The organism is Zoogloea sp. GW822-FHT05C07 (genome assembly GCF_058800215.1).
The window spans coordinates 1,775,123-1,797,074 of sequence record NZ_CM179510.1 but is presented as its reverse complement, the minus strand read 5'-3'; the positions used below and the strand labels follow the sequence as shown (position 1 = coordinate 1,797,074).

Annotated in this window: 14 protein-coding genes; 6 read left to right on the top strand and 8 right to left on the bottom strand. The window is 60.2% G+C overall.

Annotation, left to right across the window (positions count from 1 at the left end; translation table 11 throughout):
* Positions 1–13: 13 nt before the first annotated feature.
* The 3 genes from AC3QL2_RS08520 to AC3QL2_RS08510 are packed head-to-tail and all read right to left on the bottom strand — an operon-like array spanning position 14 to position 3,292.
* Positions 14–1,144: a class I SAM-dependent methyltransferase gene (locus tag AC3QL2_RS08520; protein ID WP_493234607.1), complete on the bottom strand. Its 1,131-nt coding sequence runs from the start codon at positions 1,142–1,144 to the stop codon at positions 14–16.
* A complete protein-coding gene (locus AC3QL2_RS08515; protein WP_493234608.1) occupies positions 1,141–2,484 on the bottom strand; it encodes an ABC transporter ATP-binding protein in 1,344 nt (447 codons plus the stop codon). Before AC3QL2_RS08515 ends, AC3QL2_RS08520 begins: the two co-directional genes overlap by 4 nt.
* Positions 2,474–3,292: an ABC transporter permease gene (locus tag AC3QL2_RS08510; protein ID WP_493234609.1), complete on the bottom strand. Its 819-nt coding sequence runs from the start codon at positions 3,290–3,292 to the stop codon at positions 2,474–2,476. Before AC3QL2_RS08510 ends, AC3QL2_RS08515 begins: the two co-directional genes overlap by 11 nt.
* A 787-nt stretch (positions 3,293–4,079) precedes the next feature.
* Between AC3QL2_RS08510 and AC3QL2_RS08505 the strand changes: the two genes are divergently transcribed.
* The 6 genes from AC3QL2_RS08505 (at position 4,080) to AC3QL2_RS08480 (ending at position 14,802) form a co-directional block, all read left to right on the top strand.
* Positions 4,080–9,803 carry a beta strand repeat-containing protein gene (locus AC3QL2_RS08505; RefSeq protein WP_493234610.1) on the top strand — a complete coding sequence of 1,908 codons (5,724 nt, stop codon included), beginning with the start codon at positions 4,080–4,082 and terminating at the stop codon, positions 9,801–9,803.
* Positions 9,804–9,920: 117 nt separating this feature from the next.
* Complete coding sequence (locus AC3QL2_RS08500; protein ID WP_493234612.1) at positions 9,921–11,216, top strand: glycosyltransferase family 4 protein; 1,296 nt, start codon at positions 9,921–9,923, stop codon at positions 11,214–11,216.
* A complete protein-coding gene (locus tag AC3QL2_RS08495; protein ID WP_493234614.1) occupies positions 11,213–12,541 on the top strand; it encodes a phenylacetate--CoA ligase family protein in 1,329 nt (442 codons plus the stop codon). The genes AC3QL2_RS08500 and AC3QL2_RS08495 overlap by 4 nt, the downstream gene beginning before the upstream one ends.
* A 117-nt stretch (positions 12,542–12,658) precedes the next feature.
* Positions 12,659–12,958: a hypothetical protein gene (locus AC3QL2_RS08490; RefSeq protein WP_493234616.1), complete on the top strand. Its 300-nt coding sequence runs from the start codon at positions 12,659–12,661 to the stop codon at positions 12,956–12,958.
* A gap of 12 nt (positions 12,959–12,970) precedes the next feature.
* Entirely contained in the window at positions 12,971–13,483 is a 513-nt protein-coding gene (locus tag AC3QL2_RS08485) for a hypothetical protein (RefSeq protein WP_493234618.1), read from the top strand.
* 23 nt (positions 13,484–13,506) lie between these two features.
* The gene (locus AC3QL2_RS08480) at positions 13,507–14,802 is read left to right on the top strand and encodes a glycosyltransferase (RefSeq protein WP_493234619.1); all 1,296 of its coding nucleotides are present in this window, start codon (positions 13,507–13,509) and stop codon (positions 14,800–14,802) included.
* Between the two features lie 76 nt (positions 14,803–14,878).
* Here the strand turns inward: AC3QL2_RS08480 and AC3QL2_RS08475 are convergent, their stop codons facing one another.
* The 5 genes from AC3QL2_RS08475 to AC3QL2_RS08455 are packed head-to-tail and all read right to left on the bottom strand — an operon-like array spanning position 14,879 to position 21,819.
* Positions 14,879–16,261: a TolC family outer membrane protein gene (locus AC3QL2_RS08475; RefSeq protein ID WP_493234621.1), complete on the bottom strand. Its 1,383-nt coding sequence runs from the start codon at positions 16,259–16,261 to the stop codon at positions 14,879–14,881.
* A gap of 3 nt (positions 16,262–16,264) precedes the next feature.
* The gene (locus AC3QL2_RS08470; protein WP_493234622.1) at positions 16,265–17,638 is read right to left on the bottom strand and encodes an HlyD family type I secretion periplasmic adaptor subunit; all 1,374 of its coding nucleotides are present in this window, start codon (positions 17,636–17,638) and stop codon (positions 16,265–16,267) included.
* A gap of 33 nt (positions 17,639–17,671) precedes the next feature.
* Positions 17,672–19,399: a type I secretion system permease/ATPase gene (locus tag AC3QL2_RS08465; protein ID WP_493234623.1), complete on the bottom strand. Its 1,728-nt coding sequence runs from the start codon at positions 19,397–19,399 to the stop codon at positions 17,672–17,674.
* 27 nt (positions 19,400–19,426) lie between these two features.
* On the bottom strand, positions 19,427–21,151 hold the full coding sequence (locus AC3QL2_RS08460; RefSeq protein ID WP_493234624.1) for a type I secretion system permease/ATPase: 1,725 nt from the start codon (positions 21,149–21,151) through the stop codon (positions 19,427–19,429).
* Between the two features lie 20 nt (positions 21,152–21,171).
* Complete coding sequence (locus tag AC3QL2_RS08455) at positions 21,172–21,819, bottom strand: hypothetical protein (RefSeq protein ID WP_493234626.1); 648 nt, start codon at positions 21,817–21,819, stop codon at positions 21,172–21,174.
* Positions 21,820–21,952: the final 133 nt, after the last annotated feature.

Genomic DNA, 21,952 nt, shown 5'->3' with positions numbered 1-21,952 from the left:
GCTCTATTGCGAGTCAATTCCGGGAGAAAAGGGCGGATAGCTTCTTCCCGATCAGGGTAAAGAGATAGCGCCACTCATTGGCCTTGGCCAGCTGTTCGTCCTTGTTACTCAGCATTTCGGCGGCATGCTCCAGACTCTGGTCCTTTTGACGCAGCATGTCCGCAGCCTGCGCGAGAGACTCATCCTTCAGATGGAGCATGTCCGCAGCCTGCGCAAGAGACTCATCCTTCAGATGCAGCATGTCCGCGGCGTGTGCGAGGGATTCATCCTTTTGGCGCAGCATCTCAGCGGCCTGGGCCAGGTGTTCGTCCTTCTGGCCCAGCATCGCGGCTCCCGCGGCAAGATGCTGGTCTTTCTGCTGCATCAGTCCGATGGCATTGTCGATGTCTCTCTGCTTCAGGAGAACCAACTCGGCCTCTTCAATCGGTTGCTCGAATAGCCCACCGGAAAAATCGGGTAATTCGGAGTCGGACGCGAGCGCCATCCAGAAGATCGGCATCGCCAGCCCCGATGCTTCCTGAACCTTGTCCTGTTCTTTCCAGTACGAAATTGCCGTGGCGGGCGTTGCCTCCGGCAAGATCAGCGAGCCGTAGACGACCCGTTGGCCAAAATAGCGTGTCTGCTTGAAGTTGCTCGCGATCAACGCCTTGAACTCTTGTTCGTAAAGTTCCTTGACGTGATGGGGGTTGATGACGCCTGGTTTTTCGGAGTAGTAGTACTTATCGGGACTCGAAATCAGGACGACTCCACCGGGACGAAGTACGCGCCGGATTTCGGCCAGCATTTCGTCGTGGCGGTCGTGGTGTTCAATGGTCTCGAAGCTGATGACAACATCTACGCTGGCGTCAGGCAGAGGGATGGCCGCACAGTCGCCCACCCGATATTCCAGATTGCCAGCCTTATAGGTACTGCTCGCATGCCGGACGGCGTCTTCCGAAATATCGACGCCGGTCACCTTCGCGGCTTTCCCGGCAAGGATTGCAGACCCGTAGCCTTCTCCGCTTGCGATATCGAGCACGATCTTGTCATGGCATATGCGCTGCGCCAGCAAGTAGCGGTGCAAATGCTCCAGCTCAATGTTGCCGATGGTGCCCGGGATGTAGCGCTCGCCGGTAAATTCCAATGGATCGATCTGGTCGCTCATGCCGACTCTCCGGAAACCTCAAGTACGATATTCTGCATCGGGATGCCAATCAGCCCGGTCGACACGCTGCTGCTCGTGGATTTGAAACCCAATGCATCATGGATCCAGTGGTGCTGAATGTGTTCATCCTGCGTGCCGTCGGCCAGCGCCACATTTACCGTGTAGTCACCCATCGGCAAGATCGGCATCTGGAAGGTAAACCGTGCTTGCAGGATTTTCTCCTGTCCGCAGCTGACGGGTTTGTCCTGATAAGCCAAGTAGGTGTTATCACCGAACAAAGCCTGCCCAAGCCGATCTTTCACGAAGAAACCAAAGATCGGGGAGTCCAGCGGGGTTTGTGTGTGTGCGGTAACCAGCAAGGTTACCAACTCTCCGCCAACGACCCAGTGAAGCGCTTTGCCGTCCTGGTCGAGAAACGCAACGTCCACGATCTGGGCGCCGCCTTTGCCAAAGGAGGCTGCTTCAGGGTCAAAGCTGAAAATCTGCATATCGTTGCGCAGATTGCTCGCATTGATGTATTTGAGGCGTTGATCTTCCTGCTGAAGTTGCCGTCGATGCTGAAACTCTGCAGGTTTCATTCTCGTTGTGGTGCTCTTGCCTTGCTGAGCCTCGTAGAACGCTTCCAGGTAGAGGTCGCAGACGTCCTTCGGGTTGCCGGAATGCTGAACTTGGCCTTTTTCCAGCCACAGGGCGTGGTTGCACAGGCTCTTGATTGAGCCGGCGTCATGACTGACAAACAGGACGGTACCCGTTTTCATGAAGCCGCGCAGAAAGCGCATGCATTTTTGCGTAAAGAAGGTGTCGCCAACGGCCAGGGCTTCGTCGATGATCAGGATGTCGGCATTGACGTGCGCGATGACGGAAAAAGCCAGTCGCACCATCATCCCGCTGGAGTACGTCTTGACGGGTTGTTCGATGAAGTCCCCGATATCGGCGAAGGCGAGGATGTCGTCGAACTTGCCTTCGGTCTCCTGCCTGCTCATGCCATAGATGGCACAATTCATATAGACGTTTTCGCGCCCTGTGAACTCGGGGTTGAAGCCGGATCCCAATTCGAGTAGCGCTGCGATTCGTCCGTTTGACGTCACGCTTCCATTGGTGGGATTCAGCGTGCCGCAGATCATCTGCAGGAGGGTGGACTTGCCACTGCCATTACGGCCGATGATGCCGACCGTTTCGCCCTTGCGGATTTCGAACGATACGTCCCGCAGGGCCCAGAACTCCCGGTAGTACTGTTTGCGTCCCCGCGCCAGCATCTGCAACAACCGGTCTTTCGGCTGTTCGTAGATGTGATAGCACTTGCTGAGGTTCTCGACCTTGATTGCAATCTCAGAGGACATCCGCAAACCCCTTGCGTGTTTTCTGGAACCAGGCGAAGCCAAGGCAGGCTACGACGCCGGTTGCGATGACGTACTCCCCAAGCAGCATCCAGTCAGGCAGCCTGCCCCACACCAGCACCTCGCGCGCCATTTCGATGGCGGGGGTGAGCGGGTTGAGGAGCATCAGCGGACGATAGGTCTCGGGAAGCGCGCTGAGGGGGAAAAAGATGGGAGAGAGGAACATCAGGGTGGACACGGCAATGCCGGTTATCTGCGCGATGTCGCGCAGGTAGACCCCGATCGCTGCCAGGAACCATGATATTCCCAAGGTCAGCAGGAGCAGGGGAAGCAGCACGAAGGGCAGCAGCAGCGCCGTGGGGAAGGGGAGGCCAAAGATCGAGACATAAAAGACAAGCCATACGATCAGGCTTGCCATCATGTGGAACAGAGCGGAGCCAAGTGTCACCACCGGCAGGATCTCGAGCGGGAAAACCACCTTCTTGACGTAATTTGGATGCGCCAGAATCAGCCCCGGCGCCTTGTTAACGCACTCTGCGAAGAGGTTGAACACCAGCAGGCCGGTAAAGAGAACCAGCGCGAATTCGGTCTTGGAGTCACTTCCCGCCTGCCAGCGAGCCTTGAAGACGACGCTGAACACAAAAGTGTAAACACCAAGCATGAACAGCGGCAAAAAGAACGACCACAACATGCCCAGCATCGAGCCCCGGTAGCGGCCCATGATGTCGCGTTTGATGAGCGTGCCAATCAGTGTGCGATGCCGCCACGTGCTACCGAGCAGTTCGCGGGGAAAACTAGAAAAATTCTGCATGCATGTCTACCTTCACTCACGCGGCACGAGCCTGCCACCTTCCTGGTGTGCCCGCCATGCTTGGCGGCGGTGGAAGTTGCCTCAGGCATGACGGCTTATTGGCCCGATTCATTCGATGCTGCAGGGCGACCGCGGGGGGAGGTGAAGAGGGCTCCGTTGAGGGGGCTGAGGGCGAAGAATCAACAGGCAATCCTGTCTGGGCTGGGGCGGGCGGAGTTTAACCTTGGAGGCTGCGTGCCTGCAATGGCCGTGTTGGTTTGGTAGTGGCTTTCGTTGTGGCCCCTTTGCGGCTGGCATGTTCTTGATTCTTTTGGGGTTGGGCCAAGTGCATAGGCGGCGCTTCTGTTTGGAGAGGTTGTCTACTAGAACGTACCGAAAACGCCGTGTGCATTGCCTTCTGTCACCGGGGCTGTCGTGAGTTCCGTTGGCCTTAAGCAAGTGGGGTATGTTGTGTTTTCTTGTTTGTCAAGCGAGTATGCCCGCTGGACGCTTCTGTTGAGTGTGGTTTATGCGCAAATCTGGCGGGGGGTCTGGCTTGTGTCGTGGCGCGATCCGCGCTAACCTCCCGTTGGATGCACCTATAAATTGCTAATATTGGCTCATTTTATGGACTTCATTCTGAGTTGCCTTGGCAACCCTGACGGAATGCCATGTCGCTTTGCAGGTGTTTGGGCTGGCGATGCGTTAGGGGGTTTTCAGGCAGTTTTAGGTTTGCAGCTAAGTTGATTGCAGTACATGCCAGTGCTGTATTTTCACTGTTTTACCCTCAATCGATTGGGAGTTTTTCATGGCAATTCCTTCGTGGTTTAACGAATATACATATCTTGAAAGTAAGCTGGCGCAACTGAAGGCTGCCGGGGAAACGAAGTACACCAACATCCTTCAGGTCAAGGACGCCATTCTGGCGGCGGGTTTCGCCACGGTTTTTGATCACTACGAAGGCTATGGCCTGCTCGAGCGGACCAACCCCAACGATTGGTTCAACACCGCCGAATACCTGCAAGCCAAGGCCAACCAGCTGAACGCAACGGAGCACGTGACCACGTGGACCGCTGACCGTGTGGCCGTCGCCATCGCCAACGCCGGTTTCAAGAGCGCCTTCGAGCACTTCGCTCAGTGGGGCTGGAAGGAAGGCGTCAACCCCTCCAACGCTTTCGACCTGAACGCTTACCTCGAGAGCAAGGCTGCCCAGTCCAACCTGACCGTGGATCAGCTGAAGGCCGCGCTGATCAATGCCGGTCTGGATCCGGTTACGCACTACATCCTGTACGGCTCCCATGAAGTCGGCGTTCTGGTTTCCGCTGTTCCGGTTGATGAGCAAGTGAATGGCGGCGTGCTGCCGACCTTCACGCTCGTCCCGAGCGCCAACAGCGTGGACGAAGGCGGTCATGACCTGATCACCCTGCATACCACCAACGTGGCTGCCGGCACGATCCTGACCTACAACATCACCGGCATCGATGCCAACCGGCTGGCCAACGGCGCCACCGGTCAGGTGACCGTCGACTCCGACGGCTACGCCACCATCGATCTGAGCGTTGTTGCCAACGGTCACACCGACGGCCTGACCACCGCGGTCATCTCCCTGTCGAACGGCAAGGCTTCCGTGAACATCGCGGTGAACGACACCTCCGTGACCCCGCCGCAAGTGCTGACCACCAGCGCGACCGACGTCATCACGGCGCAAGCCACCAACATGCTCATCCTGGGTCAAGTGACCGACAGCGCTCAGCCCACCCAGGCCAACACGCTGCACGCGTCCGACGTGATCCACGGCAACGCCGACTTCCAGAACACCCTGAAGGTGACCGCTGATGGCGCGAACCCGACCGTCGTCGGTTTCACCATGGATGGCGTGCAAACCCTGGAAGTGGACTCCTACGCCACCGGTGAAGGCGGCGTCACCCTGGGCCTGGTCAACGTTCAGGGCCTTGAGCATGTCGTGTCCTACAACAGCACCGGCAACATCGACCTCAAGTACGTGCAGAACGTTGTCGACCTGACCCTGTCGGGCACCGGCGGCACGGCTGCCAACGGCATCGACGTTACCGTTGAGTACTCCTCCGATGCGGTGAACCCCGTTGCGGGTGGCAGCACTGTTCAGGAAATCAACCTGAACCGCTTCGCCGGCAACATCACCGTTGGCGATGCGGACGCCAAGGGCATCACTGAAGTCGACGTGGCCACCACCGGCCGTGCTTCCGACATCACGCTGACCAGCAATGAACTGGAGACCCTGAACATCTCCGGTGCTGCAGCTCTGACGCTGGCCACTTCCAGCAGCTACCTGGGCACTGTTGATGCTGCTACTTTCAACCAGAACCTGAACCTGACCGCCCAGCTGGCCGGTGATTCGACCGTTACCGTTGGTAATGGCCAAAACACCCTGAATCTGGATGTCTACGGTGGTTCCACTGCCGGTTTGATTCCGGCGTCGGTTCTGCCGTCCGGTGATACCGTCATCACCGCAGGCAATGGTGGCAACACCATCAATGTCACCGAGCATGCCGATTCGACTCATGAAGCCTCCATCACCGTCGACACCGGCACCGGTGCGGATACGGTGAATGTGATCGGTCTCGAGCGTGGCCTGACCAATGTCACCGTTGATGCAGGTGCTGGTAACAACACCGTTACGGTGGGTGTCGAGAGCAACTGGGCTAGCGGCGGTGCCGATAATGCCCACTTTGCCAACAACGTCAGCGTGACCACGCTGGGTGGCGATGACTCCGTTGCCGTGGCCAAGGCCAATTCCCTGACGGTCAATGTGGGCGATGGCACCAACACGGTTAGCGCTTACGACGTCACCTACGATGCCTCCATCACGGGCGGCGCTGGCAACGACAGCGTGACTCTCGGCAATGTCGGTGGCAGCCTGACCGCTTCGCTGGGTGATGGCTCCAACACCCTGACTGCCGGTGACATCGGTGTGGACGCGACCCTGACCGGTGGCGCTGGCAATGACAGCTTCACGGTTGGTGACGTCGGTTCCACCCTTGCCGTAACCCTGGGCGAAGGTGATAACTCCCTGACGACCGGCACGGTGCAAACCGCAGCAGTGGGCGCGGGCAACGGCAACAACACCGTCTCCATTGGCGATCTGTATACCGATGCAGCCCTGACCGTGACCCTGGGTGACGGTAACAACAGCGTGAGCCTCGGCCATGCGGACAGCGGCGGTGCTGATATCACGATCACCGCGGGTAACGGTAACAACAACGTCGATCTGAGCCAATTCACCGGCTACGCTGCCGACGACTATGAGCTTGGTGTTCCTGCCGACCAACTGCACGTGACCCTGGGCAACGGCGACAACACCGTGGAACTGGGTTATGCCGGCCTGGAGTTCTACGATACCAACACGCCGGCGGGTTACACGATTGCTGCTGGCGATTCCGGCAACAACACGCTTATCGTTGAGTCCTTTGACCACATTTCCGCTACGGGCGATTTTGCGAATGTCAGCAACTTCCAGACCCTGGAAATCACTGGTGATGTTTCCGGCAGTTTCGACGGTGCCCTGACCGGTGCCAACGAGACGGGCATCAAGACCTACGTTTTCAATGGCGAGATCGACGACAATCTGGCGCTGACCAACGTCAACGACGAAGTGACCGTTGATATCAACGACGGTACTGACCGCAACGTTGGCTGGGGCCATGCGCTGGAGCTGAGCATCGCTGCCATCGCTCCCGCTGGTCCGGTGCCTGCCGCGGCAACCACCACCGCCACGGTGAATATCAATACCTGGGACGAGACCGAGTTCGCGTACGGTAGCCATGGCAACGGCAATCACGTCACCTTTGGCAACGTGGGTACGCTGAACCTGAACGTGGCCTATGACCCGGTATGGAATGATGTCAACGGTAGCACTGTCCATATTCGCAACGTCGTCGCGCAAAACACCACGACCCTGAACATCTCCGGCAACGCTGCCGTCGATTTCAGCACCGCGTCGGGCAGCAGCGATGTGGCGAACCTGGCTCTGGTCGATGCTCACACCCAGACCGGCGATCTGACCCTGGATCTGTCCGACAACGAGCATCCTGTGGACGGCATCGAGATCATCACCGGCTCCGGCACCAACGACATCACCACCGGCTACGGCAAGGTGACGATCGATGCCAGCCGCAGCAATGCCAACAACACCTTCCACGTTGATTCCGGCGGCGGCGACATCAGCGTCACCGCGGGCGATGGCAACAACGATGCGGGTGACAATGGCTACCTGTGGACCGATGTGGGCAACATCACGGTCAACATGGGCAACGGCAATAACTACATTTATTCCGAAGCTCTGGCCGGCACGACCAACATCACGCTGGGTAACGGTAACAACAGCGTTTATGCCAATACTTACGCGGAGGACGACTCGGCGGGCAACGTCACCGTTACTGCGGGTAATGGCAGCAACTACGTTGAAACCGGCTATGACACCGGCGAAGGTGCTCACCTGGTGAATACCACCGACACGGTTACCCTGGGTCTGGATCATGAAGTCACGACCTGGGATCTCCAGGGCGGGCGCAGCACCGTGACGATGACGGGCAATGTCAGCGGCAGCACCGACGGCGACAACACCGTCTACTCCTACAGCCATGACTCGGTGATCACCACCGGTTCCGGCAACGACGCCATCTGGGTGCAGAACGACGGTATTACCGAAGTGCACGCCGGTGCGGGCGACGACGAAATCAACTTCTCCTACGCGAGCGAGCTGACCGCGGCCGACATCCTGGACGGCGGCACGGGTAACGACACGGTGGACATGTCCGCCTGGGGCGCCGGCTCTCTGAGCGTGCAGGATGATTCGTTCTTCCGCCACTGGAACAGCATCGAGAACTTCGTTCTCGACGGTGGTGGCAACGACATCACGCTGGGCTGGATCGCTCAGAACGATGCGGGCCTGAAGACCGTGGCGCTGTCGTCTACTGGTGCTGGCGATACGCTGCGCTTCAACAATGACTTCACCGGTACGCTGGCAGTCATTCTGGGCGGTGGTGCTGACACTATCGCCAGCAGCGTGATCAACCCCGTGACCGCCGGTGGTCCGGCTGCGCTGAATGTGTACGCCTACGATGGTCAGGTGCTCGCTTCCGACAGCCTCTCTGGCTTCAACGGGACTGACACCCTGTTCCTGACGGCTGATAACGGCGCAGCCGACCTGACCGCTCTGAAGGGCGGATTCGAGAAGGTAACCGTCGAACAGTCCTACACCGATGTCTACGGCAACACCAACGGCACTCAAGGCGCTAGCACCACCTTGAACCTTGGTCTGGTGAGCGGCGGTACCGATACGGTCAACAATGGCAAAGCCCTGACCATTGACGCAACCGCTCTGACCAATGAAATCGTGTCCGGCGGTGGTAACGCGCTCGATGTGAACGGCAACACCATCTGGAAGGCTGGCACTTTCAACCTGCTGGATAACGGTGAGCTGAGCATCAGCAACAACCTGACCATCAAGGGTGGCGAGGGCGCCAACAATATCCAGTTGGGTCACACCACTGGCACCGTCTCCATCGATCTGTCCAACAGCACGCTGTCCTTGGGCTTTGCCAACACCGTTACGCTGGGTTACGGCAACAGCACGGTGACGCTGGGTGACAATAACAACCTCGTTACTCACAACGGTACTACTGGCAACACCACGATTACCGGTGGCGACGGCAGCAACATCGTGAACGTTGGTCATGCAAATGGTGTGGGCCCCACTGCTTACACCAGTGTGGACAGCGTCACGCTGGGCGACGGCAACAACCTGGTGCTCGAGGCGTCTACTGGTCTCGGCTCGTCCTTCACGACCGTGCTCGGTAACGGTAACAACATCGTCACCAGCACTGCTCTGACGAACAGCGTGACGGTGGGGACCGGTAACAACGCGATCAACACCTCTGCGACCTTTGGCTCCACCAGCACTGTGGTGGCTGGTAGTGGTAACAACAGCATCTACACGGGTTCCGGTAGCGATTCCGTTACTGTGGGGACTGGCACCAACTCCATCACCGCTGGCTTGGGTGCAGATACCATTACCCTCGGTAGTGCTGCTGCTGATGGCCGTGGCGTCGATACCATCTACTACACCAGCGTTCAGGACTCCTTTGGTACGTCTCTGGATAGCATCACCGGCTTCAAGGTCGGTTCGAGTGGTGATGTGATCGACTTGTCGGGTGTGTTGGCTGAAGCGGTGAGCAAGTATGGCGTTGGCGGTTCCGTCGATGCCGGTCTGTTCACGGGTGATATTGGCGGTAATTACGCCATCAACTTCCTGGGCGTCGTCAAGAATGCCGTCTTTGCTGGTAACGCGCTGGCTTCTGCCGATCACTCCACGTTGAACGTGGTGTTCGACGCGGGTGATAACGCGCTGATCGTTGATGCTGACTTCAGCGGTACGATCTCCAACGGTGATCTGACGATCGAACTGGTTGGTATCACCTCCGGTTCCGGTGCAAGTATCACCAGTGGTTTTGCCGCTGCTAACGTGCATGCCACGACTATTCCTGTTGCTTAATACTTTATGTATTTTGGATAGTTCTTGCAGGGTTAAAAGCCTGTAAGTTAGAAGGCCAACCGCAAGGTTGGCCTTTTTTTATCATTCCCCGGAATGCGTAGCGGACCCCAAATCGAAATGAGCGAGTCACAATCCAATAATTCCCAGCCAGAACCCAAACAACGGCCGATGCGGGTGGCCTATGTTTCGCCGAGTGCATTGTTCGATCCGGCCAGTGGTGCGGCGCAGTCCGTGCAAACCATGCTGGGCGCTCTGGCCGCGAAGGGCGCTGAATGCCATGTGCTGACGGCAAGTTGTTTCGACTCGCCGCAAGGAGATCAATTGCCGGCGTTTCTGGAGGCGCTGGGTTTGAAGCCGGGTAGAACCAGGAAGGATGGTCCGGTTGTCTGGCACGGGATCGCCGGAAAACTGCACGTGCATATGATGCACGTGCAGTCGCAACGCCGCATGACGATGCAGACATGGGAAGAGACCGGTTTTCTGGAGCTTGCGCAGGACTGGCTCAAGCAGGTGCGGCCGGATGTCGTCATCACCTTTGGCGGATTGCTGCTCGACATGGAACTGATGCGCCAGGCGCAGGCGCATGGTGCGGCGGTGGCTTTCTATCTGGCCAATGGCAATTACCATAAGCCGCAGACCTTCGAGTCCGTGGATGTGGTGCTGACCAATTCCAGCAGCACGGCGGCGTTGTACAAGAAACGCATGAATCTGGACGCCTGCAATATCGGCTTGTTCGTGGACGGAGAAGCGGCCAAGGCGGCTGCGGCGGAGCGGAAGTATGTGACCTTCATCAACCCGCAGGCGGAAAAGGGCGTGACCCTGTTCGTCAAGCTGCTGGAGCGGGCGAAGGATGAATGCCCGGATATGAAGTTTCTGGTGGTGGAGAGCCGTGGGCAATTGCTTCCCGCAATCCAGAAGCTTGGGCTGTCCGAGTCCCTGCTGGAAAATGTCATGCGTGTGCCGCGTCAGCACAACCTTAAAGCGGCTTACGCCGAGACCCGGATCCTGTTGATGCCGTCTTTCTGGTTTGAAGCCGCTGGACGTGTACTCATTGAAGCTACTTCAAACGCCATCCCCGTGATTGCCGCCAATCGAGGTGGAATTCCGGAGACGCTGGCGGGAGGCGGCGTTGTCCTCGATGTCCCCGAGGCATGCATCAAGGATCACTGGCAGGTGCCCGACGCGCAGACGGTGGATGTCTGGTGGGAGCAACTCAAGCGGCATTGGCTTGACCCGCAGGTGTACCAGCAGGCCAGCGATACAGCCCTCAAGGCTGCGCAAGCCCATGCGCTGGATGCCAAGGCGGGTCGGTTGTTGAAACTGTTGCATGCCGCCATGGCGCACCGTAGTCAGAAGCAACAGCGCAGACGCCAGGTGCTGCTCAGCATGCAGCAGCAATCGGAAAAGGCATGATGGCGTATCCCCACATCCTTTCGCCGCAGGCCGCGCAGGTATGGCATTTGAGCCAGCAATTGGCCGCATTTGAACGTGCTTCAGCGGAACAGCAAAGGCAGGTTCAGGCCCAGTCACTCCGTACGCTAATGGACTGGGCCCAGCAGCACAGTCCATTTTGGCGCGGGCGGCTACAGGCGATGCGGGGAGGCGCGCTGACAGATGTCCGGGAACTGCTGGCAGATTTGCCCCCACTCACGCGGGAGGATCTGCAGACCCATTTTGATGCCATGGACTGTTCGGTGGCGCTGGGGGGAGAGCAGGCCTGCATCTTGGCAAGGACAAGTGGCTCGACGGGGCGGCCGGTCACGGTGAAAAAGCACCGCATACCCTACCTGCTGCGCTATCAGGCGCAAACCTTGCGCAATAGCGCCTGGCACCAGATTGATGCCAGCAAAGCGCTGGTCAATATCGGGCCACGTCGCCCGGATGATGCGTCTGCGTCCTGGGGGGCGCCGGAATCCTTGTTTGGCAGAACGGGGCCAGCCCGCAGCGTCAAAGCGGGAGATCGGGACATCGCAGACGTCTTCAAGATTCTCCTGAAGGATCCGCCAGCTTACGTGGTTACCAATGCAAGTATCGCAGCCGGGCTGGCGAAATACGTATTGGAAAACAAGCTGCAAACACTCAGGCTGGATGCGATCCTGGCCACAGGTGAGGCGAGTACGGAAGAGATCAGGAGCTTGTGTCATGAGGCATTCGGCGCTCGGATGCTCGATCGTTACAGCAATGAGGAAGTGGGCTGGATGGCTATTCAATGTCCAAGGCACAACCACTTGCATGTCTTGTCGTCGAACTGCTTGCTGGAGATCGTTGATGACGACGGGCAGCCCAGCCCGATCGGGCGGCCTGGCAAGGTACTCGCTACCGCTTTGCACAGCGAAGCGATGCCGCTGATTCGCTATGAGACAGGGGATGTGGCCGAATGGGGAGAGCCATGTGATTGTGGGATACATCTTCCCGTGATCAGGCGGATATGGGGCCGGGATCGTGAATTCTTCAGAACCCCCTCCGGCGAACTGCGCTACATGGCGCTGTTGGCGGATGATTTTCTGGCATTGGCGCCGATACGCGACATGCGTCTGCGTTACTACACGAATCCACTCGCGTTGCTGGAGGTGGTTGCATTGCAAGCTTTGACGGCGGAGCAAAAGTCCGCCCTGAGCGGCAAGATCCAGAGCATGCTGGGGTTCGACTGTCCGGTCGTGGTCGAAGAGAAGGCTCGGATAGATTGGGGTGGAGGGAAGCGGATCGCATTCATGTCGGTGCCATCGTCGTACCCATGACTGGGAATGCAGCCAGGCAGTCCGGCATGTCGTCATGGGCGAGTTGCGCGGTAACTTCTGGTGCAGAGGGCGGGGAATCTGTCAGGAATCTCCTGTATAAGGCCGCAGGAGCATCTAGTGCTTGCACTCGCCGGCCTCTGCCGCGAAACTTCGGACGCCATGAACGACCCTGTGATTATCAGTGGCACGACACTCGTGCCTGATGCAAAGATTTCTGCACCCGCCGCTGAAGGTGTTGGCGTGGATGAACTGCTGGAACTCCATGCCGTCAAGGCTGAATCCATCGGCTGGTGGCCCGTGGGCGCCGATGCTTACCTCCACGCCGTAGATTGGTCTGGTGATGGCGCGACTGTCATCAGCATTGTTGGTATACCGCAGGATGCCGAGGAAGGCGTACCGACCCTGTTGTTGGTTTGAGTCTGGCTGTCCATGACTGAGTTGCAACGTTTCACCACCGAATTCGTGGAACTGGAAGATCGCATCCGCCTAAGCGGCGAAACCGCTCCGGGGGAGGCGGAGGTCTTGTGGTTGACCCGGCGGCTGATCGGCCGCCTTGTGCCCCATCTGTGCTCTTGGTTGGAGAAGCAGGGCGGCATGGGAGTCGCCGTAGGTGACCACAATGTGGTCGACGCAGTGCAGGGCTTCGCCTTGCAGGCGGCGCTGCAATCACTGCCATCGCTGCCGCCAGTGCCACCGCAGCAGGCTCGGCGCAGCTGGCTGGTGCAGTCCGTGAATATGGCCAGCAGCGGGAATGCGCTACGCCTCGCCTTTCGGGGCGTGGACGATGCGCGTGTGTCTCTGATCCTGCGACCCCAGGCCTTGCGGCAATGGCTCGGTATCCTGCACGGTCAATGTCGTGCGGGAGCGTGGCCCATGGACGCCTGGCCTTCCTGGGTGGTTGAACCAATATCAAGTGATATGCCGCAAGCTATGCTGCATTGATGATTTCCTGAAATTGTATCTGCATGAACATTCTGATTATTCATCCGCATTTTCCCGGCCAGTTTTCCCATCTGGCCGTGGCTTTGGTCCAGGCCGGACATACCGTTGTCGCTCTTACGATGCAGGCCGTGACCGTAAAGGAATGGGAGGGCGTGCGCCTGGTGCCGTTTACGCCGCCGCGTCGTCCTGCAGTGGGCGGGCACGCTTGGCTTGCCGACCTGGAGGGCAAGACCTTTGTCGGCGAAGCGTGCATGCGCGCCGCCTTCGGGCTGAAAGCCGAAGGCTTTACGCCCGAGGTGATCGTGGCCCATTCGGGTTGGGGTGAGAGCCTGTTCATCAAGGATGTCTGGCCGGAGGCACGTCTCGGTATTTGTTGTGATCATTTCCGGCGGGCTGCCGACGGGGCCTTCGATGCGGAGTTCGCCGCAGAGGAGCCGGTTCAGGCCCAGGGACCGAGTCTGCGGATGCAGCAACTGGCCCAGCGTTTGCAGTTCGAGCAGGCTGATCAAGGCATGGTACCGACCCGCTGGCAGGCCGACTCTTTTCCGGAGTCCTGGCGCAGGCGCCTGTCGGTGGTGCCGGACGGGATTGATACCGATGGGCTGGCGCCGAAGGCAGATATCAGCCTGACCCTGGACGGACAACTGCCGCTGACCCGTAATGACGAGGTGCTTACCTTTGCCTGCCGTGAGCTGTTGCCTCAGGCCGGCTTCCATGTGTTCATGCGCGCCGTGCCGGATATTCTGCGTCGCCGGCCGGGCACCCAGGTGCTGATTGCCGGTGGTGACGGGCGTGAGACCGTAGCTCAGGGCGGTCGGGCCTGGCGGGAGTCGCTCGCCGCTGTGCTGAAATCACAGCTTACGGAGAGCGAGTGGGCGCGGGTGCATTTCGTCGGCGCGCTGGCGTATCCCCAGTGGATCGGGTTGCTGCAGTTGTCTACCGTGCACGTCCAGCTGAGTTATCCATCGGTGGTACCGGCAGGGCTGCTGGAGGCGATGAGTGTCGGCTGTGCCATTGTCGGCAGCCGGACAGTGCCGCTCGAAGCGGCCATCCAGCATGGCGAGACCGGGAGCCTGGTGGATTTCTTCGATAGCCAGGCACTGGCGGACGAGGTCGGCCGGCTGCTCGATGCGCCCGAGGAGCGAGCCCGTCTCGGGCAGCAGGCCCGGGAGTTCGTCCGTAGCCATCACGATGCGCGGACGGTGTGCCTCACGCAGCAACTGGCGTGGGTGGAGGGGCTCACCGCCACGGCGCCCGAAGCGGTGTTCGGCACTGCCGAACTGCGCGGCAGCCTGCAGGACATCCTCGCGCTCCTGTAGGAGCGCACGAAAATCCGCCCTTACGGAGAACGTGTTACGTAATCCGTAGGGGCGAATTCTTTTGCCGGTCGCAGGCTCAGCCGCGTGGCGTATCCAGCCAGTTGTTGATGGTCTGGATCTCGGTTTCGTTGAGGGAGTTCACCAGCCCCTGCAGCCGGACGCGGGCCAGGACGTAGACGAGCCGCGCCTGGGCCAGATCTCGCTTGGTGTTGATCAGTTGCTGTTGGGCGTTGAGGATGTCCACCCGGCTGCGGGTGCCGGCCGGATAGCCTTTCTGGTTGGAGTCGAGGGCCCGTTCGGCGGAGCGCTCGGCCTGCTGCAGGGCCTGGATCTTGGCGATGCCTTCTGTGATGTTCTGGTATTCCTTGCGTACCTGGAGGCTGACTTCGCGACGACGAGCCTCGTACTGCTGCTCCATCTTCTCGATGTTGGCGCGGGCCTGGCGCATCTGCGAAGACACGTTACCGCCGGAGTACAGGGGAATGCTCACCTGCACGCCGAACTGGGAGGTCAGGTAGCGTGTGTTGATGGAGACGTTGTTGTCGCTCTCGCTCATCGTGCGCTGGACCACCAGGTCGGCGGTGGGGTAATGGCCGGCGCGGGCTTTGGCAAGTTCCTGGTTGGCGGATTCGATGCTGGAGCGTAGCGCCCGCAATTCCGAGTTGGTCTCTTCCGCCCGGGTGATCCATTCTTCGACTTCGTTCGGGAAGGGCGGGGTCAACTCCAGGCGGGCCGGCACCAGATCGGCGATAGTTTCCACCGGTTCATTGACGATGACCTGCAGTGCCCGGCGCGTGTAGCCGAGGTTTTGACGGGCTTCCAGTTCCTGGGCGATGGTCATGTCGTAGCGGGCCTGGGCGTCGTCCACGTCGATGATGGTGCCCTGGCCCTTGGCGAGACTCTGCTTGGCCGCGGCCAGCTGGAGGCCGTAGGCATCCTTCTGGGCCATGATCAGGGCGTAGTGGGCCTTGGCCATCAGGGCTTCGAAGTAGGCGCTGGCCATGCGTACGACAAGGTCTTGCTGGCTTTTGTCCAGGTTGGCTTCCGCAGTTGCCACGTCGGATTGAGCCTGTCGGTAAACGGCAAAATTGTATTTGCGGAACAGCGGCTGGCGCAGGCTGATGCCATAGTTGCTGCTGAAGTAGTCGTAATTGGTCTTGCTCAGCGTTCCCAGCAGAGAGTTTGGGGAGCGTTGCTCCGTGATGTTCTTGCTGCGCGACAGGCTGCTGGAGACGTTGGGCATCAACTGGGCGCGGGCCTGGGGGATGGCTTCCCGGCGGGCGTCGGTATCGGCGCGAGCCGCCTGGAAGTTGGCGTCCTGGCTGAGGGCCCGCTCGTAGGCTTGCATGAAGTCGATGGCGCCGGCTTGCGTGGCGGCTAGCGTCAGTACGACAGCGGCGGTCAGGCGGGGCAGGCCGGTGCCGGCGATGGATTGGACTGTGTGGCGGATTTCGAACACGGTTTATTCCTCTTTCATCGCTGCGGCGAAGCGCTTCAGCAACGGATGGAGCAGGTACTCGAGGACGGTACGCTGTCCCGTCTTGATGACGACTTCAGCGGGCATGCCGGCCTGCATCTGACGGTCGCCCAAGGTCTGCAGACCTTTGTCGGTCAGGGAAATCCGGGCCAGGTAGTAGCTGCTGCCGGGAGCGTTGGCGGTCCCCGGTTCGTTGATCAGATCGGTGGAGATGGAGTCCACCTTGCCTTCGACGACCAGTGCCGGGGAATGGGCGAAGGTCGAGAAGCGCACATCGGTTTCCTGGCCCGGCTTGAGACGATCGATCAAGTGCGGCGGCACGTGGGCTTCGAGCAGCAAGGATTCATGGCGTGGCACCACATCCATCAGCTTCTGGCCCGGTCCGATGACGCCGCCGACAGTCTGGGTGGTCAGACCTACGACTTGCCCTTCCACCGGAGAGCGGATGGTGGTGCGGGTCAGTTCGTCGCTGGAGGCTTTCATTTTTTCGGCGTCGGCCTGGACCTCCCGGCGCACGTCGGCGAGCTGGCCGTCCACTTCCTTGCGGTATTCCTCCTGGCGGGCGCGGGCGCGGGCGCGGGCTTCGGCGATGCCCTGGCGGGAGCGCAGGATGTTGCCCTGCAGGTCGGCCATGGCGGCGGTGGCGTCGGCCAGCATGCGTTCCAGTTCCAGCTGCTTGTTGCGCGGGGCGTAGCCCTCCTTGACCAGATCGCGGACGCCGCTCAGCTCGTCCTGCACGTTGTCGTGCTGGTCTTTGCGGCTGGCCAGTACCCCCTGATAGCCTTGAATGGAGGCTTCGAGGCCGCGGATGTTCTCTTCGTAGGCCTGCAGATCGGCCGCCAGTGCGCTGCGACGGGACTGGAACAGGCTCTGTTGGGTGTCCAGGGTCTGGCGGACCAGCGGATCACTGCTGACCTTCTGCAGGTCGGGGTGGAAGCTGATCTTTGCCTGCCCGGTCTGTTCGGCGACCAACCGACCTTCCATTGCACGGACGGTCAGGTAATGTTGGCGGACGGATTCAAAATTGGCCTGGGTGGCGGCGTCGTCGATGCGTACCAGCGGTGCGCCGGACTTCACGAACTCGCCCTCCTTGACGAAGATCTCCTGGACGATCCCGCCGGTCAGGTGCTGGATTGTCTTGCGCTTCGTGTCGATGCTCACGATGCCCGAGGTGGGAACGCCTTCGTCCAGGGGGGCCAGCGAGGACCAGAGCAGGAAGCCGCCGAAGCCGAGGCCGAGTACCCACAGACCGATGCGGGCGGGACGGGCGGTATCGGTGGGCAGCTGAGCCTCTGCTTCCTGGAGCGGTTTGGCAGCAATGGACAGGTTGCCAGAATTGGAAGTGCTTTGATTGACCATGACGGCTTCTCTGGAAATGGGTTGCTACTGGGGTCAGGCGGGCTGTGTCACAGGGCTGTGCCCTTGTTGGGACGTAGCCTGGCTTTGAAGTGTGTCGATGACGTCCGCGCGGGGGCCGTACAGCGCGATGCGACCGTCGTTCAGTACCAGCAGGCGGTCGGCAACATTGAGTACGCTGGGCCGATGGGTGACGACGAAGACGGTACTGCCCTGCTGTTTGAGGTCCTGGATGGCTTTGAGCAGAGCGGCTTCACCGACGTCGTCCAGGTTGGAGTTGGGCTCGTCGAGCACCAGCAGTCGGGGATCACCGTACATGGCACGGGCAAGTGCAATGCGCTGGCGTTGGCCGCCCGACAACAGTCCGCCGGCCCGGCCCATTTCGGTATCGTAACCTTGCGGAAAGCGCAGGATCATGTCATGGACGCCGGCGCGTTGGCAGGCGCGGATGACTTTCCCGGGATCGACGTCGCCGAAGCGTGCGATGTTCTCGGCGATCGAGCCTTCGAACAATTCGATGTCCTGAGGCAGGTAGCCCAGGTAGGGGCCCAGCTCCTCCCGTTCCCAGTGTTCCAGCGGTACGCCGTCGAGTTGTACGCGTCCGTCGGTGTATGGCCAGATGCCCACCAGCGTGCGTGCAAGAGTTGATTTGCCGGAACCGGAGGGGCCAACGACGCCGATCACTTCGTTGGCCGGGAAGTCGATGCTCAGATCTTTGAGAATGGCTTGCGGACGGGACGGTGCCGTGGCGACGACATTTGTGAGGCTGAGCTGCCCCTTCGGTTCGGGATGTATCAGGGTCGTGTCCCGCGGCGGGTTCTGGGCCAGGGTTTCTTCCAGTCGCAGGAAGCCCTTGCGGGCGGACAGGAGGGACTTCCAGGTCGTGACGATCATGTCCACCGGCTGGGTGGTGCGACCGATCAGCACGTTGGCGGCGACCATCGCGCCCGGGCTCAGTTCGCCGCGGATCACCAGTATGGCGCCCGCGGCCAGGGCCAGGGATTGCTGCGTGTAGCGTACGAACTTGGTGAGTGCCTTGATGCGCTCGGAGACATTGCTGGCCTCGCGGTTGAGTGCCAGGTAGTGCTGCTGGCGACTCTTCCAACGGGTACGCAGGTTGTTCAGCATGCCCATGGCCTCGATGACTTCGGCGTTACGAAGCTTGCTGTGAATGTAGCCGCTGACTTGGCCACCTGCCTCCTGGGCGGCTTCGATGGGCGCGTGCGACATCCGGTGGGACACCCAGGCCATGCCAACGAGTATCAGAGAGAAAATGATGCCCAGAATCCCTAGCCACGGATGCAGCATGAACAGTACTGCCAGGTAGATTGGCGTCCAGGGCGCGTCCATGAGTGCGAACAGCCCGTTGCCGGTGAGGAACTGGCGAACGTTGGCCAGGTCACTGAAGCCTTGGGTAGGCTGTTTGCCCTGTTGGCGCAGTGCGGCTTCAAAGCTGGCAGCGAAGACCCGGGAGTTCAATTGCTGGTCGAGCCTGATGCCGAGGCGGACAAGGACGCGCGAGCGGGACCACTCCGCAAAGGCCACGGCGGCAAAGCAAAGCAGCATGACGATGGTCAGCACCGTCAGCGTAACGAGGTTCTGGCTGAGCATCACCCGGTCGAACAACTGCAGCATGTACATCGTCGGGGTCAACATCAGGATGTTGATCAGCACCGAGAACAGCAGACAGACCGTGAACTCGCGACGGAAGGCCCACAGAACGGCGCGTAGCTCGCTGTGCTGGAAGGAGGAGGGAGTCTTCATCAGGATTTGATGGGCTGGATGTGGGGGTCAGGCTGCAGCCGATTGGGGCGCGAGTACGGCCTGCTGGGCGCCGCGCTGCAGGGCAGCGAGGACTTCGTCACGCGGACCGTAGGCCTTCACCTGGCCATCGGTGAGCAGTAGCAGGTTGTCCACGGCCACCAGCACGCTGGTGCGATGGGTGATGACGATGATCGTCGAGCCCTGGGCCTTGAGGCTCAGCAGCGTATGGACGAGGGAGCGCTCACCGGCTTCGTCGAGACTGGAGTTGGGTTCGTCGAGTACGATGAAGCGCGGGTTGCCATAGATTGCCCGGGCCAGGCCGATGCGCTGGCGCTGGCCACCGGACAGGCGGCAGCCGTCGTCGCCGATGTTGGTTTCATAGCCGTCGGGCAGCGCCATGATCATGTCGTGGACGCCGACAGCGCGGGCTGCAGCCTCCACCTTGACCATATCTACCTCGCCGAAGCGGGCAATGTTCTCGGCCAGCGCGCCGTCGAAGAGTTCCACCTCCTGGGGCAGGTAGCCAAGGTAGGGGCCCAGTTCGGCCTTGTTCCACGGATAGATGTCCACGCCATCCAGGCGTACCTTGCCGTTGACGGCAGGCCATACGCCGACCAGCAGACGGGCCAGCGTGGACTTGCCGGAGGCGGACGGACCGATCATGCCTACCACTGTGCCGGATGGAACCCCGAAACTCACTCCACGCAGGATGGCCGCCTGTGAGCCAGGGGCGCCGGCGATCACGCCTTCTACCGACAGTTGCCCCTTGGGGGCGGGGAGTGGCATGCCAGGTTCCCGTAGCGTGACGTTCTCGAGCAGGTTGTCGAGGCGAGCATAGGCCTCCCGTGCCGCCACCACCTGCTTCCAGGCGCCGATGAGCTGCACGATCGGTGACAGTAGTCTGCCGCCGAGGGTCGAGGCGACGATGACCAGGCCACCGCCATGGGGAAAGAGGCCCGTGATGATGAACCAGCAGCCGGCGCCCAACAGCAGGGATGACTGGGATTGCTGCACGAATCTCGACAGGGCCGAATAAGTGCCGGCCTTGTCCGAGGCGTGTGCCTGTTGGCGCAAGGTCTCGTTCTGGCGCTTGAGCCAGCGTTGGTGGATGCCGCCCTGCATGCCCATCGCCTCGATGACCTGAGCGTTGCGCAGGCTGTTGGCGGCGTAGCTCTGTGCAGCGATGGCGGAACGATTGGCTGCACTGAGTGGCGCCTGGGTGTCCCTTTCGGTCAGCCAGGCGAGGCCGACCTGGATCAGTGCGCCGACGATGGACATCCAGCCCATCTCCGGATTGATGAAAAAGATCGCGAAGATGTAGAGCATCGCCAAAGGCACGTCGATGATCGAGATCAACGCATGGCTGGAGATGAAGTCGCGCACAGTGCGCAGGTCCTGCAGCATCTGGCCGGTGGCGCCGGAGAGACGACGCAGGTTTGCTTCAAAGACAGTGTTGAAGACACGTTCGTTGACGCTCGCGTCGAATTTCAGCGCGATCTCGTGCAGTATGCCGCTGCGCACCCATTCAAGGGTTTCCATGACGATGTAGAGCACGACGACCAGCAAGATCAGCATGCCCAGCGTTGTCAGGTTGCGGCTGTTCACCACCCGGTCATAGACCTGGAGCATGAACACCGTGGGTGTCATGACCAGCAGGTTGATGAAGAAGCTGAAGAAGATCACCTTGTGGAAGGCGGATTTCTGCTGCAGCAAGGCTTCGCGCAGGGCGGAGATTTTTTCGCCGGGCTTCATGGCTGTTACCTGAAAGGGGCTTACATGGATGCCGACTGGGTGGCTTCCTCAGTCGGAGAGGCGGGAAGGCTGTTTTCGGAGACGAGCACGTACTCGGGCAGGTCGCCGCTTTCATCGAGGCTGATGTCGATGCCTTCGGCTTCAGTGGCCTGGGGGTCGGAAAAAGTGAAGGACAGGCGGTAGCTGCCCTGATCCGGGGTCTGGGTCAGCACGATCTCGCGCAGCTTGCTTTCCTGGAAGCGCTGCACGTCGGTGTCGGTGAGGTTGAGCTGGAACTTCATGCGCCCGTCGAGGGTGTACATGGACAGCTGGCCAACCTTGACGCTCAGGGTGTGGCGGTCGAAATACACTGGCAGGCTGGGCTGAAACTGCAGTAGCGGCAGCGGTTTGTCCGGATGGCGGGCGACGTTGAACGGGCTTTGCGGGTGCTGGAACAGCAGGCGGCAGGTGCGCGATACGGAGTAGATCGCGTTGCAGATCATCTGCGAGCCAACCTGCGGGAAGCGCTCACGCAGGCTGCGGTAGGCCAGGTGATGCAGGCCGACGCGGTTCCAGCAGCGGGTGTCCCGCACGATGGGCGCCAGTGCGTTGCACACTTCTGCCACCGCCTGTTGCAGGGCGGCCAGGCGCTCCCGTTGCTCGGGCAGGACGTTAAGAGGAATGTGCACTGAAAAGTTCATATAGGAGAATATATCACGGATTCTCCTATATGAACTTTTGTGGCGACGCCTGCTGCCCCGGTTGCGGTGGCCAAGGCTGTTGCCGGATACTGCAACGGAATCCCGTTTTCTGCTGACAGGC

Coding starts and splice junctions, on each gene's coding strand:
- AC3QL2_RS08520 (WP_493234607.1), bottom strand. CDS start 1,144: ATGAGCGACCAGATCGATCCATTGGAATTTACCGGCGAGCGCTACATC.
- AC3QL2_RS08515 (WP_493234608.1), bottom strand. CDS start 2,484: ATGTCCTCTGAGATTGCAATCAAGGTCGAGAACCTCAGCAAGTGCTAT.
- AC3QL2_RS08510 (WP_493234609.1), bottom strand. CDS start 3,292: ATGCAGAATTTTTCTAGTTTTCCCCGCGAACTGCTCGGTAGCACGTGG.
- AC3QL2_RS08505 (WP_493234610.1), top strand. CDS start 4,080: ATGGCAATTCCTTCGTGGTTTAACGAATATACATATCTTGAAAGTAAG.
- AC3QL2_RS08500 (WP_493234612.1), top strand. CDS start 9,921: ATGAGCGAGTCACAATCCAATAATTCCCAGCCAGAACCCAAACAACGG.
- AC3QL2_RS08495 (WP_493234614.1), top strand. CDS start 11,213: ATGATGGCGTATCCCCACATCCTTTCGCCGCAGGCCGCGCAGGTATGG.
- AC3QL2_RS08485 (WP_493234618.1), top strand. CDS start 12,971: ATGACTGAGTTGCAACGTTTCACCACCGAATTCGTGGAACTGGAAGAT.
- AC3QL2_RS08480 (WP_493234619.1), top strand. CDS start 13,507: ATGAACATTCTGATTATTCATCCGCATTTTCCCGGCCAGTTTTCCCAT.
- AC3QL2_RS08470 (WP_493234622.1), bottom strand. CDS start 17,638: ATGGTCAATCAAAGCACTTCCAATTCTGGCAACCTGTCCATTGCTGCC.
- AC3QL2_RS08465 (WP_493234623.1), bottom strand. CDS start 19,399: ATGAAGACTCCCTCCTCCTTCCAGCACAGCGAGCTACGCGCCGTTCTG.
- AC3QL2_RS08460 (WP_493234624.1), bottom strand. CDS start 21,151: ATGAAGCCCGGCGAAAAAATCTCCGCCCTGCGCGAAGCCTTGCTGCAG.